The sequence below is a fragment of the Dawidia soli genome (genome assembly GCF_018598185.1).
Classification (GTDB): domain Bacteria; phylum Bacteroidota; class Bacteroidia; order Cytophagales; family Cyclobacteriaceae; genus Ohtaekwangia; species Ohtaekwangia soli.
Window position 1 is genome coordinate 111,649 of sequence record NZ_JAHESC010000005.1, and the last position, 15,267, is coordinate 126,915.

At 56.7% G+C, this 15,267-nt stretch carries 12 protein-coding genes; 8 read left to right on the forward strand and 4 right to left on the reverse strand.

What is annotated here, in order from left to right:
• The first annotated feature begins 130 nt into the window (after positions 1–130).
• From KK078_RS05115 to KK078_RS05125, 3 genes are read left to right on the forward strand one after another with little or no spacing between them, the layout of a single operon-like run.
• Positions 131–634, forward strand: a complete 504-nt coding sequence (locus tag KK078_RS05115; protein WP_254089175.1) for a hypothetical protein — start codon at positions 131–133, stop codon at positions 632–634.
• A gap of 9 nt (positions 635–643) precedes the next feature.
• Entirely contained in the window at positions 644–2,026 is a 1,383-nt protein-coding gene (locus KK078_RS05120) for a hypothetical protein (protein WP_254089176.1), read from the forward strand.
• A complete protein-coding gene (locus KK078_RS05125; protein ID WP_254089177.1) occupies positions 2,023–2,589 on the forward strand; it encodes a hypothetical protein in 567 nt (188 codons plus the stop codon). Before KK078_RS05120 ends, KK078_RS05125 begins: the two co-directional genes overlap by 4 nt.
• A 6-nt stretch (positions 2,590–2,595) precedes the next feature.
• Here KK078_RS05125 and KK078_RS05130 read toward each other — a convergent pair whose 3' ends face one another.
• Complete coding sequence (locus KK078_RS05130; protein WP_254089178.1) at positions 2,596–3,660, reverse strand: FUSC family protein; 1,065 nt, start codon at positions 3,658–3,660, stop codon at positions 2,596–2,598.
• A 1-nt stretch (position 3,661) separates the two neighbouring features.
• A complete protein-coding gene (locus KK078_RS05135) occupies positions 3,662–4,489 on the reverse strand; it encodes an arginase family protein (RefSeq protein ID WP_254089179.1) in 828 nt (275 codons plus the stop codon).
• 215 nt (positions 4,490–4,704) lie between these two features.
• On the opposite strand from KK078_RS05135, the gene KK078_RS05140 reads away from it, so the two are divergent.
• The 5 genes from KK078_RS05140 (at position 4,705) to KK078_RS05160 (ending at position 11,138) form a co-directional block, all read left to right on the forward strand.
• Positions 4,705–6,420: a ribulokinase gene (locus KK078_RS05140; protein ID WP_254089180.1), complete on the forward strand. Its 1,716-nt coding sequence runs from the start codon at positions 4,705–4,707 to the stop codon at positions 6,418–6,420.
• 12 nt (positions 6,421–6,432) lie between these two features.
• A complete protein-coding gene (gene araD, locus KK078_RS05145) occupies positions 6,433–7,134 on the forward strand; it encodes an L-ribulose-5-phosphate 4-epimerase AraD (protein WP_254089181.1) in 702 nt (233 codons plus the stop codon).
• 32 nt (positions 7,135–7,166) lie between these two features.
• The gene (araA, locus tag KK078_RS05150) at positions 7,167–8,660 is read left to right on the forward strand and encodes an L-arabinose isomerase (protein WP_254089182.1); all 1,494 of its coding nucleotides are present in this window, start codon (positions 7,167–7,169) and stop codon (positions 8,658–8,660) included.
• A gap of 82 nt (positions 8,661–8,742) precedes the next feature.
• Positions 8,743–9,432: an NUDIX hydrolase gene (locus KK078_RS05155; protein ID WP_254089183.1), complete on the forward strand. Its 690-nt coding sequence runs from the start codon at positions 8,743–8,745 to the stop codon at positions 9,430–9,432.
• Between the two features lie 131 nt (positions 9,433–9,563).
• Entirely contained in the window at positions 9,564–11,138 is a 1,575-nt protein-coding gene (locus KK078_RS05160; protein WP_254089184.1) for an alpha-N-arabinofuranosidase, read from the forward strand.
• A gap of 252 nt (positions 11,139–11,390) precedes the next feature.
• Here the strand turns inward: KK078_RS05160 and KK078_RS05165 are convergent, their stop codons facing one another.
• Together KK078_RS05165 and KK078_RS05170 are read right to left on the reverse strand one after the other, a co-directional pair.
• Positions 11,391–14,006: an alpha-amylase family glycosyl hydrolase gene (locus KK078_RS05165; protein ID WP_254089185.1), complete on the reverse strand. Its 2,616-nt coding sequence runs from the start codon at positions 14,004–14,006 to the stop codon at positions 11,391–11,393.
• A 191-nt stretch (positions 14,007–14,197) separates the two neighbouring features.
• Positions 14,198–14,989, reverse strand: a complete 792-nt coding sequence (locus KK078_RS05170) for a DUF72 domain-containing protein (protein WP_254089186.1) — start codon at positions 14,987–14,989, stop codon at positions 14,198–14,200.
• Positions 14,990–15,267 lie beyond the last annotated feature (278 nt).

A 15,267-nucleotide genomic window follows, 5' to 3' on the forward strand; every position in this document is an offset into this window, starting at 1 on the left:
TACGTACAACGGCCTTCTTTATCGCGGTGCCGTCGACAGCACCAGGCAGGTGTGAGTAATACATACGGCCGGGGCGGGAATGACGACAGGTTTGCCTATCTTGCACGCGCCAGGCATGGCAAACTCCGTTATGAAAAAAATGAAGCTTACACCGTCAGTGCGTTACATCGTTAAAAACCTCGTAGTATTGGCAGGGGTGTCGTCGGTCATCGTGTTCCTTGTCAATGTCAATACCGGGTATAATTTGCTCGTTAGCAAGCTTGCGCAAGAACGATTGGCCGAACGGCAATATGAAGACCTGAGCTACGACCAACGCCGGACAGTAAAGCTGGGCTATAACGTTACTTACCTGCAATTACTACGGTCGCGTACGCCTGAAACAGCGGTTATTCTCATGCCCCCCGACAGCGTCTTTCGAAAGACCGACGAAGCCCACGCGTTTATCGATTACTGGATCACCAATCGCGGCTGGGCCAGCTATTTTGTTTATCCCCGCCGGTTAGTGTATAGCGACGATCTCCAGGCGGAACCAGTGGTGCGCCCGACCCATGTCGCGATCGTCAACGACTGGGGCTATGATAAGCTCGACTATCCCGTCGACAAAAGATACGCGTATGATGTTATGCCATTTTAACCTGCTGGTATGGAAATAGCAGGGTTGTTAATCACGCTGGTGTTCGGCCTCGCCCTGGTGAATGCCGTGGCGTACCGACTTCCCGTATGGGAGAAGATCGGCTATGCCTGGCCCATGGGCCTGGGCGCTAACGCGTTGCTGATGTTTATGCTGGACCTGATGCACATCTCCCTCCGGCACGTTACGGGGGTGTTGGCGGTCGAGCTTGCGCTGACGATCGTGTTGGGGGTATATATCCAACGGAAGTACCGGCCGCGGCTGCCGGAAAAGAGTTTGCTGACAATAGCGGCACCACGCAACCTGGCGTGGCTGTTGCTGATGGCCACGGTGGTGTTCCTGGTATATGTCGTCACCACGCGGGCGTTGTTCTGGCCCGTATACATCTATGACAGCATCTACGGCTTTGACTTTGTTGCGAAGGCCGTGGCCCAGGAAGGTACCTTGAACAACGCGGTCTTCGACCCGCACCATCCGCTCTATAGCCTTCGAAGCCTGTATCCACCACTCGTAGCGCTCAACTTTGCCTTTGCCTATCTCTTGGGCTTTGAGACCTCGCATATCATCGTGGTGATATTTTATGCGTCGCTGGCCGTTTCTCTGTACGCCTTCCTGGCACAGGTCACCACCCCCCTGGGCGCCGCCTTTTATACCTTGCTGCTGGTGACGATCCCCGAGCTGTTCAACTTTGCCTCGCTGTCGTCGTCCAATCCTATCTGCGCCTACTATTGCGCCATGGGCCTGCTGGCCCTGTGGCGTGCCGTAGATACCACGTGCGGCCTGGACCTGCGAATGGGCGCCGTGCTCATAGCACTGGCGCTGTGGACCCGGCCGGAAGCGATCATATTTGCCACAGTAGCCGGAGCATTGGTACTGTGGTGGAGTATAAAGCAAAAGCGTATCGGGGCCGTGGTGGTCGTGGGCGTGACCTTCCTGGCCGTCTGGGGAAGCTGGCAGCTATATTTACAGGATGTTTTGCATGTCACGGGCGATCAGCCCATGGACTTCGACCTTACGTGGGATGCCGGCAAGCTCTCCCGCATGCTGAGCCGGGTCATGGAAGTGACCTTTCACGGATCGTACTATGGCATCGTGATGTTTTTGTTCGTGGCCGTGGTATTCCTGAATATCCCGTTCCTGTGGAAACAGCGGCATACGTCGCTACTGCTGGTCGTCATTGTCGCCGCATGGGGCCTGTACCTGCTCGTGTTTTATCAGCTGGATACCGACTTTATGCCGAACTCGACGGACTGGATCGGCGATGCATACCGCCGAGGCATGTTTAACTTTATCCCACTGATGTTGTTATATTGTGCGGCCAGCCCGTGGAGCCGTACGGCGTTCACCGGCATAGAGCGGTGGTTAGACGCAGACAAATCTTCCGTAACAGAATGAAAAGTGCCTTGTGCGTAACGTTGTTGCTCGTGGCGTGTGCCGGTCCACGCCGGTTGCCGCTTTCGTCGGCAGCCGTTGGCGGATTTACCACGTGGCAAACGGGGCACGACCGGCAGACCGTGCAACTACTTCCGGCCACGGGCACGAACGCATTGGTTCAGCGCGGCGATTCTGCCTGGATGCAAGTGAAATTCAACGTGCGCGAATATGGAGAAGTATCCTTCCCGTTGGCGAATACGGCGCCGGGTGTGGAGGCACCGCGTGCAGACCTTTCAGGCTGCAAGTCCGTGCGCATCACGTATAAGGCAAATCAGGCGTTTATCGTGCAGCTGCGCCAGACCGGCGTACACGGCGGCATTCAGAATCACATCGAATTGCCGACATCTGTCCAGAGCACCACCGTAACAGTACCCTTTACACAGTTTACCGGTGGCCTGAAGCCCCTTGCGCTAAACGATGTCGCCAAATTCAATTTTGCATTCTTATCCAACAATACAGCAGAGGGGTATGCGGAGCTTATAGTCTACGACGTGGTCGTTGACGGCTACACCGCGCCACGATAACAGATGCTATTCTTTTAGCTTGGACAGGATCACTTTGGTTTTGCGCAGTTGTTTGGTCGCGGCGAACTGCAATTTTTCGTTGTAGAGGATCCAGCCGCCCAGCGAGCCCATGGCACTGCCGATAAAGATGTCGATAAAACGGGTGGTGAGTAACCTGTTGGGATCACTTGTCAGCGCGGGTCCCGATTCCGCCAGGAAGATCGTGAGTACTGTAATGAGGATAACGGCCAGTCCATAATTGCGTACGACTAATATCTCCACCACGATCTGCAATACGACGATACTCAGGCATAACACCGGCACGGGTGGATGTAGCAAGAGTATGATCCATGTTAAGATCAGTCCCACGAAGGTACCCATGATCCGTTGCACGCTGCGCTGCCAGATGTGTTTGGTGCTGATGCCTTGCATGACGGCGGCGCAGGAAGTCGGAATCCAATAGGGGTTGTCAAGTTTTAAGAGACGGCCGGCGAGCAGGGCTGCGCCGACAAAAAATCCAAACGTGACCGATTCGATCAGATTTACGTACCGGCTCTTCGCAACGGTAATGGTCTCCGTGGTCGCCGGCATGCGTTTGTGCATTAACAGGAAAAATACGAAGGCCAGGAGGCAGGAAGTCATCGTGCCGATGCCTACCAGTCCAATGCGATGCGGCACAACGGCCAGGTCGTGCGGCAGGCATACCGCAACCGAGGCGATCATGATAAAGAAAAAGTTGCCGGGTGGTCTGTTCATCTTCAGGTAGAAGATCGCCAGGTGCACAGTAAAGGCATATATCCCCAGGATAAGACACGACCACAATGGATGAAAGCTGGCCACGCTTCCGACCGTAAACGACACCATCAGTCCAAAGGAGCAGGCCATGAGCTTTACCAGCTGATTGGCCATTTGTTGCTGTACCTGCATGTATAGGATCACCAGGCCGGCCATGGATGCCAATTTGCCGTCGACGATGTGGCCGGTAAAGTATCCGGTCAGCACGGGTATACCGACACACAGGCCGGCCAGCACGGGCAGGTGCCACGTGCGATCGGTCTTCTTAAACTCCAGCAGCTCCCGGAATACGGCCATGTCACGCAAGGATTCGTCTGATCGCCTCTACGGCAACTTCGGGCACGCGGGCGTGCGGGTCGAGCGAAGGATCGTAGGCGGTAATGCCTACGCCGGCGATGGTATACCGGTGTCGAATGCTGTCAATGGCACGGTATAATGTTTCCGGCGACAGCCCGCCGGGCGTGCTATATTCATTGACGCGAGCATAGTCGGGATCGAGCACGTCCAGGTCCAGGTGCAGGTATATTTTGCCTGCGGGAAGTCGAAAGTCATCAAAGGCATTTTCGGGTTGTGCCAGGGTAGCGGGCGTGATCAGGCGCACCGCCGAAGCGGCCAGCCGGTGGCCTTCCAGGGCATCGACGTCACGTGCGCCCGCCAAAATGATCTTATCCTCTGCCACCGGCGCATAGCCGGGAATTGATTCGGCCAGGGGTGTCCAGCACTGACCGGCAACGATCGAGAGCGCCATGCCGTCGAGGTAGCCGCCGATGGTGGTTTCGGGCGTGTTAAAGTCGCCGTGGCAATCGAACCAGATCACGCCGAGGTCTTCTTGCAGGCCGCTGAGCACGCCCAGGGCGGCGGCATTGCAATTTCCGGTGAACACGAGGGGGAACTCACCCTGTTGTTTGGCCGCGGCGACTTGCTCTGCCACGGCCCGGGCTACGGCAAAGCTCGTGGTGACCTCGGTAGCGAACGGCGTGTCGACAAAAACTTCGGCCTTGCGGGCACGATGGCCCCACGCGGGCAACTGTTGTGCAACGGCATCGATCAGGATGGGCGGCCCGGCAGCCAGACGCTTGCGATGGTGGCCACTGTCGTACGGTACGGAAAGAAGGCATGTTTTCATATGCCCAAAGGTACAAAAAATGAGAAAGGGCATGAAAAGTGGCGTTCGCTGTGCCGACCGTGCGCAGCTGCACACGGACCTGTGGCAGGTGAATAAATTATGATGAATGGTTTTGATAGAAAGATTCTGCGTGTGAATTTTGTTTTATTAATTGTAAACGTTACATTTAATAATATAAGTACGGATCACAACAGTATAATAATGAAATAACCACTATGGCGCACGATTCATTTGTGATTGGAATTGACTTCGGCACAGACTCCGTTCGTTCGATGCTCGTAAACGCCGCGAACGGCGAAGAGCTCGCCACGAGCGTATTTTATTACCCGCGCTGGCGCGACGGCCTGTATTGTGATCCGGCATCGAACCAATTCCGGCAGCACCCGAGCGATTACATCGAAGGATTGGAACACACCGTGCGTGCATGCCTCGAGCAGGCCGGCGGCGATGCGCGCAAGCATGTAAAAGGCATCAGTATAGATACCACGGGGTCGACACCGGTCGCGGTAGACCGAACGGGCACGCCGTTGGCGCTGACCGCCGGCTTTGAACAGAATCCGCATGCCATGTTCCTCTTGTGGAAAGACCACACGTCGGTAGGAGAGGCCGCCGAGATCAACGCCCACGCGCAGGTGTTTGGCGGCAACTACCTGCAATATGTCGGTGGTATATACTCATCCGAATGGTACTGGGCCAAGTTGCTGCATACCCTGCGTGAAGACGCGGCCGTGCGTAATGCGTGCTATACCTGGGTAGAGCATTGTGACTGGATACCCTTTCTGCTGACCGGAGGCCAGCGCGCGGAGGATATTAAACGCGGCGTATGCGCGGCGGGGCACAAAGGATTGTGGGCCGCGGCCTTTCACGGCTATCCGCCCGATGAATTCTTTACATCACTCGACCCGCTGTTGAAAGGGTATGTGCAAACGCTGGGGCGGGAGACCTATACCGCGGCACAGGCGGCCGGTCATTTAAGTGCTGCATGGGCCGCGCGGCTGGGACTATCGACGGAGGTTGTGGTGGGTATCGGCGCATTCGACTGCCACATGGGCGCCGTGGGCGGCCAGATCGAACCGTATTACCTCAGCAAGGTGATGGGCACGTCAACCTGCGACATGATGGTCATCCCCCGGCCGGATATGGAGAACAAACTGGTCAGCGGCATCTGCGGCCAGGTGGACGGATCGATACTACCGGGCATGATCGGTCTGGAAGCCGGGCAATCGGCCTTTGGCGATGTATACGCCTGGTATAAAAAACTCCTGTTGTGGCCGATAGAGAACATACTGGCGGGCTCCTCGCTGATCACGAGCGAAACAGCCCGGGAGCTAACGGCCGAGCTGAGCGACAAACTCATTGCCACCCTTGCCGTACAGGCGGGACAGTTGCCGCTGGACGAGCACGACGAGCTTGCCGTGGACTGGCTCAACGGTCGGCGTACCCCCGATGCCAATCAACGGCTCACCGGCGGAATCATGGGCTTGAACCTCGGCAGTGACGCACCGGCCTTGTTCAAGGCCTGGGTAGAGACGACCTGTTTTGGTGCCAGGGCCATTGCCGATCGGTTCCAGCACGAAGGTATACCGGTGAAAGGCATCATTGCCCTGGGCGGCGTAGCGCGCAAGGCTCCCTACGTCATGCAGGTGATGGCCAACGTCATGAATAAATCGATCCGCATCCATCGTTCGGAGCAAACGTGCGCCCTGGGAGCGGCGATGTTTGCCGCCACGGCTGCCGGGATACATCCGTCGGCGGAGGTGGCCATGCAGGCGATGGGACAGGGGTTTGACCTCACCTACGACCCGCAGCCGGCTGCCGTGCCGTATTACCATGCGCGGTATAAAAAGTATCAGGCCTTTGGCGCGATGATCGAGCAATCGGTCGAACCGTTGCCGGCCGATCCGCAACGTGTTCAGGGAGCCTTCGCCTAACGCCAGTGTGCCATGAAAAAAAATTATGATACTATCCGCACGGCCGCGTATGATGCCAACATGCAACTGCCTAAACTGGGGCTGGTGTTGTTTACCTTTGGCAATGTAAGCGCCGCCGATCACGAGCAGCGCGTCTTTGCCATCAAGCCCAGCGGCGTGCCGTACGACGAGCTGTCGCCGGCCAACATGGTGGTCGTGGATTTCGATGGAAATGTGGTAGACGGCGCGTTGCGACCTTCATCCGATACCAAAACCCACGCGGTGCTGTACAGCCATTGGCCCGACGTAGGCGGTATCGTCCATACGCACTCTACGTATGCCACCGCCTGGGCGCAGGCGCTGACAGACATTCCAATCTTCGGCACAACGCATGCCGATCATACCACGGCCGACATACCCTGTGCGCCGCCCATGGACGACCAGATGATCCAGGGAGACTACGAATACCAAACAGGCCTGCAGATCCTTCAATGCCTGGCTGAGCGCCGGCTGAGCCACCGCGACATGGAAATGATCCTGGTGGGGAACCATGCGCCCTTTACCTGGGGCAAAGACTGTCGCAAGGCGGTCTACAACAGCGCGGTGCTGGAGTCGGTCGCGCAGATGGCCTACCTCACACGCCAGATACAACCCGATGCCGCCCGCCTCAAAGAGTCGCTCATTCGCAAACACTATGAGCGGAAACACGGACCCCACGCATATTATGGGCAATAACAAATCAACGATATAGACAAACGACAACAATCATGACGAACTTGAAGACGCTGGAAGTTTGGTTTCTGACGGGAAGCCAGTTTTTGTATGGCGAAGAAACGCTCCGGCAGGTGGCCGCCCACTCCGAAGAGATCGCCCGGACACTGGATGCCGCGCCGGCCATTCCCGTGCGCGTAGTATATAAGCCCGTGCTCAAAACACCCGAGGAAATATACCAGGTGTGCCAGGAAGCCAACCGGCATGCCGCCTGCATCGGCCTTGTGGCCTGGATGCATACCTTCTCGCCCGCCAAAATGTGGATCGGTGGTTTGAAGATCCTGCAGAAACCATTGCTTCATTTGCACACCCAGTTTAACCGTGACATCCCCTGGTCGGGCATCGACATGGATTTTATGAACCTGAACCAAAGCGCGCACGGCGACCGCGAGTTTGGTTTTATTATGTCACGCATGCGCCTGGAGCGCAAAGTGGTGGTGGGCCACTGGCAGGATGCGTATGTGCACGAACGTCTCAATGTGTGGATGCGTGCAGCCGCCGGGTGGCACGACCTGCAGGGTGCGCGGTTCTGCCGCTTTGGCGATAACATGCGGCAGGTAGCGGTAACCGAAGGCGACAAGGTGGAGGCCGAGATCCGGTTCGGGTATTCGGTTAACGGCTACGGTATGGGCGACCTGGTGCAGGTGATCCGGTCTGTGCCCGATGCAGCCGTCACCGCATTGGTGGACGAATACGAAGCCAGCTATCGCGTGGCCGATGCCTTGCGCAAAGGCGGCGCCCGGCATGCTTCGCTGCAGGAGGCCGCGCGCATCGAGCTGGGCTTACGCGAATTCCTGAAGGCCGGAAACTTCAAAGGCTTTACCGATACGTTCGAAGACCTGCACGGCCTGGTGCAGCTGCCGGGCATTGCCGTACAACGCATCATGGCCGATGGCTATGGCTTTGGGGCGGAAGGTGACTGGAAAACGGCGGCGCTGGTCCGCGCCATGAAGACCATGGGCAGCGGCCTGCCGGGAGGAAACTCCTTCATGGAAGACTATACCTATCATTTTGACCCCGCCAATCCCCTGGTACTGGGAGCACACATGCTGGAAATCTGCGCGTCTATTGCAGACGGCAAACCGTCGTGTGAGATCCATCCGCTGGGCATTGGGGGCAAGAGCGACCCCGTGCGCCTGGTATTTAATGCGGCAGCCGGCCCCGCCCTCAACGCGTCGGTCATCGACATGGGCAATCGCTTCCGGCTGCTGGTGAACGAGGTGGAGGCGGTAACACCCGAACAAGACCTGCCCAAACTGCCCGTAGCCCGGGTGTTATGGAAGCCCTACCCGACGATGTACGAAGGCTGCGCGGCATGGATCCTGGCCGGCGGTGCGCACCACACCTGCTATAGCCAGAACCTCACCGCCGAACACCTGCAGGACTTTGCCGACATGGCCGGTATAGAGTATACACTCATCGGGCAGGATACCGACCTGCGCCAGTTCCGGAACGAGCTGCGCTGGAATGAGCTGTATTACCGGCCCTGACGGGATGGTAGCACCTTTATTTTGACAGTCCGCCGGTGGAAAGTGTTGGTGAAAGTTCGGAGGATAGGGTACCTTCGCTGCTATGGACATCCAGAACTATAAACTTCACAAGAAGATCCTCGTAGCGGTCGACTGTATCATCTTTGGGTTTGACGGCAGCGAGCTAAAGGCGTTGCTCATTAAACGCGGCTTCGAACCCGAGCGCGGCAAATGGTCGCTGATGGGGGGCTTCGTGGGGGAAGACGAAAATGCCGACAAGGCCGCGCTGCGCGTGCTCCACCAGCTTACCGGCATGAAGGATGTTTATGTCGAGCAGCTCCATACGTTCACCGATGTGAACCGGGATACCGCGGGACGGGTTATTTCGATCGCGTACTTTGCGTTGATCAACATTGCGGCCCACAACAAACAGCTGGAGCAGGAACACGAGTCGCGTTGGTTTCCGCTCGACAAAATGCCGGCGCTGATCTTCGACCATAAAAAGATGGTGGAGAAAGCAAAAGCCATGCTGCGTCAAAAGGTTGCGACGCACCCGGTAGGGTTTGAGCTGCTGGCGAAGAAGTTCACACTGCCGCAGCTGCAGAACCTGTACGAGGCGATCTACGAAACAGAGCTCGACAAACGCAACTTTGCCAAAAAGATGCTTTCGTTAGGCATTCTGAAAAAGCTCGACGAAAAAGAACGCGAGTCTTCGAAAAAGGGAGCCTTTTATTATGTGTTCGACACCGTCAAATATCGCAAGATGGAATCGAACGCCCTGAAGTTTATATAACGCCCGCCGCCGGTATACCCACCGTCAGCGCCGGCCTGAGATTACAGAAAGAATTTTGCGTCCCCCGGATACATTCCTGGGACGAATGTTTATATTGAATTGTAATTTGTACAATTAAAACCAGATAACCCATGTTCTCTTCTCCTCACGCATTTTTCGTAAGACTGGCATGCCTGCTTGTGGTGTGCCTGACGACAGTCACTGCTTTTGCACAGGGCACAGCGAATAAGATCTCGATACAGACGACCGGTCCACAAACCACCATCAGCAAACATATTTACGGCCATTTTGCCGAGCACCTGGGCCGGTGTATATACGGCGGTTTTTATGTCGGCGAGAATAACACCAAAGTGCCGCATGTGAAAGGTATTCGCAAAGATGTTATTGAAGCCCTCAAGCAACTGAACATTCCCAACCTGCGGTGGCCGGGCGGCTGTTTTGCCGACACCTATCATTGGAAGGACGGCGTAGGCCCTAAAGACAAACGCCCGAAGATCGTCAACGTGTGGTGGGGCGGTGTGACCGAAGACAATAGCTTCGGTACACACGACTTCCTCGACATGTGCGAGCTCCTGGGTACCGAGCCCTACCTTGCCGCGAACGTCGGCAGCGGCACGGTACAGGAACTGACCGAGTGGCTGCAGTACGTAAACTTCGGCGGGGTAAGTCCCATGTCGGCGTGGCGTAAAGAGAACGGCCGCGAAAATCCCTGGAAAGTGAACTACTGGGGTGTCGGCAACGAAGCCTGGGGGTGTGGAGGCAACATGAAGCCCGAGCACTACGCGAATATATACCGCCAGTACGCTACGTTTATGACCGACTGGAACAACAGCAACAAGCTGTTCCGGATCGCCTCAGGGGCGAACGGTGCCGACTATAACTGGACGGAAGTACTCATGCGCGACATACCACACAACATGCTGGGCGGATTAGCGCTGCACCACTATTCCGTCATCGAGTGGAACAGCAAAGGCCCCGCCACGGGCTTCAGCGAAGAGCAATACTTCAAAACCATGAAGCAAGCCTGGCGCATGGAAGAGCTGGTGACGCGTCACAGCACGATCATGGACAAATACGACCCCGCCAAACGTGTAGCCCTGGTGGTGGACGAGTGGGGCGGCTGGTACGACGTAGAGCCCGGCACCAATCCCGGCTTTTTATTCCAGCAAAACACGATGCGCGACGCGATGATCGCCGGCATGACCCTGAACATCTTCAACAACCACGCCGACCGCGTGCGCATGGCCAACCTCGCCCAGACCATCAACGTTCTCCAGGCCGTGATCCTCACCGACGAAGAAAAGATGATCCTGACACCCACCTATCACGTCATGGAAATGTACAAGGTGCACCAGGATGCCAAACTGCTGCCGCTCACGCTACAAACAAAAGACTATGCCTTTGGCAACGACAAGCTACCCGCAGTATCGGCATCGGCATCTGTAGATGCACAGGGCCGTACGCATATCTCCCTGGTAAACGTCGACGCGAAGAATGCGCAGGACGTTAGTATCGACTTGTTTGGCGCAACGACGCATAAAACGGTTTCCGGCCGTATATTGACTTCGAAAACGTTACAGGATCATAATACATTTGACAAGCCGGCGAATATAAAGCCGGTCGCGTTTAACGACGCAAAGCTGAAAGGCGGAGCGCTGAATGTAACCGTGCCGCCGTTTTCGGTAGTTGTCCTCGAACTGAAATAACCATAGGTGAGGACTTTGCGCCAGATGCAGCAGGTCAAAACCAGGGATATAGCAGAGATGTCGAACTGATACGGCACAGATAACGCACTGATGAAGCAGCCTTTAAGGCGCTGCTATATCGCTGCCATATCCGTGGCGGATGAATGCAAATACACTTCGTCTGATGTGCCGTTGATAGGACGCTGCTCTACGGAAGATAACAAGGAAAGAGGCCGGAAGGCCTCTTTCCCATTTAAAAGCTCTGGAAAACCACTATCGCTCGATCAAAACCTTCTCTACCCGCACGGCCTCTGCTGTCCTTACTTTCACAAAATACAGCCCTCCGGGCAGGTCGTGCGTGATCACCCCCGAGCGCTTCACCCTCGTTTCCAGCACAGGCCGGCCGTGTACATCCTGGATTAGCACAGCCGCCGGTATGGCGTCGGGTAATTCCGGTACCTGCACATGCAGCTGATTGCCCCGGGCGGGATTGGGATACACCGCCACCGCCGATAAAGATCTCTCCTCATACACGGGCATCTCCGATGCTGCCGTGCGGCCGCCGGTGCTGACCGGTATTAGCTGCCATTGCGCGCTATACCAGCCCTCCTGTGCGCCGGCGTATTGCGCGGAGCCGGTTTGGCCTTCGACGTGGATGATGCTGCCGGTTTGCCAGTGGTTGCGCAGGCGTACATACGTGCCGTCTACGTTGTCCTGCAACCATTGGGCGCTCCACCATTCCAGCGTTACCGCCGTGCATTGTACCGATCCGGTTTGGTTTTCAATGTGCATATACTCGCCCGTGCCGCGGTTCTTCAGCCAGAAGTAGTTGGCGTCGATGGCCACCTTCTGCCATTGGTAGTTGTTGTTGGCCGCGGTAGCGCCATAGCCCACGCTGCCGCCCGCATCGTACAGGTACGTGTTTTTCCAGCGGTTGCGGATGGTATAGTAGGTATCCGTCACCGGTGGCGTGCCGGGGTCGGCGTTGTACCACGTGTTGTTTTGATACCAGCCCGTGGTGCTGCGTATCAGGTCGGCCGTCTGGTTCGTGCCGTCGTTAAAGATCAGGTTCGTGGAGGTAACATTCGTAAAGGTATAGCTATACCAGCCGCCGCCGGCGTTGGCCATGCTTACCCCCGGCCAGGTAACGGTGGGGATCGATCCGGCCGGCAGGGTGTTCCAATAGTAGATGCGTAGGGTGGTGCCCCAACTGGCCGGCTTGTAGAAGTATACCGTAAACGACGATGCCGGAGTTACCGTGATGGCGGCGGTGGCCGTCTTGCCGCCACTTACCGTCGTGGCGGTAATGGTTGCGCTGCCGGTCGATACTCCTGTTACTAAACCGCTGCTGTTGACCGTTGCCACGGCGGTATTGCTCGACGCCCAGGTAACGGACTGGTTGGTGGCATTTGCAGGACTGACCGTGGCCGTAAGCTGCTGGGTAAGCCCCACCTTGATGCTGGCGCTTGTCGGGCTGACCGCCACCGACGCGACGGGCACGTCCGGCACATTGGCGTTGGTAAGCACCCGGTATTGAAAGTTCGACAGCGACTGTGTGGCGCCCGCCGTGAGCGTAACGGCCGCGCCCGTATAGGCATCGACATAACTGCCGGCCAGCGCCGCCGGGATCACATAGCTCGCACCGTTGTTCCGCAGGTTGGCCAGCACGACAACCTTCTCCGTGCCCGATACTTTGGTAAAGGCGCATACATCGTTATTGGAATACGTCGTGAGCGTGCCCCGGCGTACGGCGGTACTGTTGGTGCGGAAGGTCAGGATTTTGGTAAAATCGGCCGCCGCCGTTGGGTTGGCGCTCCAGTTGATCTTGACGGTAGTATACGGCCAGGGTATAGCCTGGTTAAAATCCACCTCCTGGCCGCTGGTCAGGAACGGCACGCCTCGCATATAGGCCGAAACCACGAAGTTCACGACGACGCCCGCATGGTTCTGAAACAGCTGAAAGGGCAGGAAGCCGTCCGTGCGGGTTTCGGTGTCGTGGTTCGCGGTGTAACGCACTACCTGTTGGGCGGCGCCGGCATACGTATACTCGGTGTTGGTGACGGATTGAAACAAGGATACAGATCCGCCCTTGGCGACATCCTCCAGCGCATCGTAAAACCATTTATCGCCGAAGTTCATGTCAAAGCCCGCCTGGAAGTTCTCGATCCGGTCGCCTTCGGCAAACATCAGCAACTTGTGCGATGTGATGCCGCGCAGGTTGTTGATGACCGCCGTCCAGAAGGGCAGGGGGGCATTGTTGGCAAAGTCGCATCGGTAGCCGTCGATGTTGGCGGCAAAGATCCAGTAACGCATCGCGTCGATCATCGCGGCACGCATCGTGGTATTGTTCATGTCGAGCGCGGCTACGTCGCTGAACTCCGCGAGCTGTTGAATGACGCCATTCACGCGTACGTACCAGTCGGGATGTTGGGTGATCCACGGATGGTCCCACGACGTTTGGTTGACGACAAAGTCCAGCATGACCGCCATGCCCCGGCTGTGGGCGCCGTCTACGAGCGTACGCAGGTCGGTTAACGAGCCATACTCCGCGCCAACCGCCTTGAAGTCTTTTACACAGTACGGTGATTGTGAGCTGCGCGCATCGGTGCCGTGCGGATAGAGGGGCATGAGGTAGATCACGTTGGTGCCAAGGGCCTTGATCTGGTCCAGGCGGCTGATGACACCCTGCAGGTTGCCGGCCGCGCTGTAGGGGCGGATGTGTACCTGGTACATGTTCACATCGCGGGCATCGGGCACGCCCGAAAACGGGGTGCCGTATGGGGGCGGGTCCTGGGCGTATAGCGCCTGTGCCAGCAGCATCAGGAGTACTGCCAACCCCTGGAGCCGGATTCGGAAAAGGGCGTAAAACAAGGGGAAACGTTCTTTCATAAAGTGTGGTGTTTAGTTTTTTTAGGACGTGGAATTAACGTTTGAATGGCTATATACAAACGTTTGCGTGCGCACAATCAAAGCACGTCCATCACGCTGCCGGAATCAATTTGTCGGTAAAAAATCTAGAAATAAGATGCGCGATAAATGGCTAAGCGGTTCAGCCAGAGCGCGTTGCTGCCGGGGGCGATCTAATGGCGATTAAGAGTGCTCGGATCGTTCACGGCGGGGTAGCCGGTCAGCGTTTGCAAACACTGCGCATTTTGCAGCGCATCGCCCAGGGTGTTGTTGAAGTATACATAGACGTCCTGGCCGGCCTTCAGACTGGCCCCGATATAGGTCGCATACTCGTGCAGTGTCGGGGTATTGTAGCCACCTTTATAGTCACCCGCCGGGCCGTGAAAACGCAAGTAAACTACCGGTCCGGGCACCACGGTACGCGGAGGTTTCGAGCGGGGCATATCGTGAAGGACAAACGAAATGCGCAGCCGCTGCAAGAGCCGGGCGACGGCCTCGTGCGCATACCAGCTTGCATGGCGGAACTCGACACATACATGCCAGGCCGGCGACGTGTTGAGCGTCGTGACACATTCGAGGATCTCCTTCACCCAGGCAAAGCTGGTCATCGTTACGCTCGCCGGAAATTGTATCAGCAGGCAACCCTTCTTACGCCCTACGCCTTCGGCGATCTCCATAAAGCGCTCGATATGCTCCGGGGTGAACGTGAGGTGCCGGTTGTGGGTGATTTCACGCCACAGCTTGATAGTAAACGTAAAATCATCCGGGACATCGGCCGCCCATTTTTCCAACGTAGCGGCCAGCGGCAACTTGTAAAAGGTACTGTTCACCTCCAGGCTGTTGAAGAGGCTGCTGTAATAATGAAGCCGGCTGCCCGCCCGGAAAGCTTCCGGAAAGGTGGCCTTCGGTCCGGGTAATACGATATTACTCGTACCGATGTATAGGGTGCCGGGGGTTTTATACATACGGAAAAGCGTCGGAACATCCGGTTTCAAAAACTGTACCCGGCCGGAACACCCTTGGTGGCACTGTGAAAGGCGTAAATTCTACCATTCCCGTAACATTTCGTACCTCGTAAGATACAGGCTTCGCCTACCTGCCCGGAAGCCGGGAGTACGGGGGTGGCCGTGAAAAACAAGCCGTCGTGCACAACGCACGGCCCCGGCGTAGCATGGCTTCCGATTTCTGCAAGCGAGACAAAATACGCGACGGAGTGCGTGAGGAAATAGTTAAACGGATTCTG

What these genes read in the sequence shown, in the direction of transcription:
- KK078_RS05115 (WP_254089175.1), top strand. Translation starts at nt 131, where the DNA reads ATGAAAAAAATGAAGCTTACACCGTCAGTGCGTTACATCGTTAAAAAC.
- KK078_RS05120 (WP_254089176.1), top strand. Translation starts at nt 644, where the DNA reads ATGGAAATAGCAGGGTTGTTAATCACGCTGGTGTTCGGCCTCGCCCTG.
- KK078_RS05125 (WP_254089177.1), top strand. Translation starts at nt 2,023, where the DNA reads ATGAAAAGTGCCTTGTGCGTAACGTTGTTGCTCGTGGCGTGTGCCGGT.
- KK078_RS05130 (WP_254089178.1), bottom strand. Translation starts at nt 3,660, where the DNA reads ATGGCCGTATTCCGGGAGCTGCTGGAGTTTAAGAAGACCGATCGCACG.
- KK078_RS05135 (WP_254089179.1), bottom strand. Translation starts at nt 4,489, where the DNA reads ATGAAAACATGCCTTCTTTCCGTACCGTACGACAGTGGCCACCATCGC.
- KK078_RS05140 (WP_254089180.1), top strand. Translation starts at nt 4,705, where the DNA reads ATGGCGCACGATTCATTTGTGATTGGAATTGACTTCGGCACAGACTCC.
- araD (WP_254089181.1), top strand. Translation starts at nt 6,433, where the DNA reads ATGAAAAAAAATTATGATACTATCCGCACGGCCGCGTATGATGCCAAC.
- araA (WP_254089182.1), top strand. Translation starts at nt 7,167, where the DNA reads ATGACGAACTTGAAGACGCTGGAAGTTTGGTTTCTGACGGGAAGCCAG.
- KK078_RS05155 (WP_254089183.1), top strand. Translation starts at nt 8,743, where the DNA reads ATGGACATCCAGAACTATAAACTTCACAAGAAGATCCTCGTAGCGGTC.
- KK078_RS05160 (WP_254089184.1), top strand. Translation starts at nt 9,564, where the DNA reads ATGTTCTCTTCTCCTCACGCATTTTTCGTAAGACTGGCATGCCTGCTT.
- KK078_RS05165 (WP_254089185.1), bottom strand. Translation starts at nt 14,006, where the DNA reads ATGAAAGAACGTTTCCCCTTGTTTTACGCCCTTTTCCGAATCCGGCTC.
- KK078_RS05170 (WP_254089186.1), bottom strand. Translation starts at nt 14,989, where the DNA reads ATGTATAAAACCCCCGGCACCCTATACATCGGTACGAGTAATATCGTA.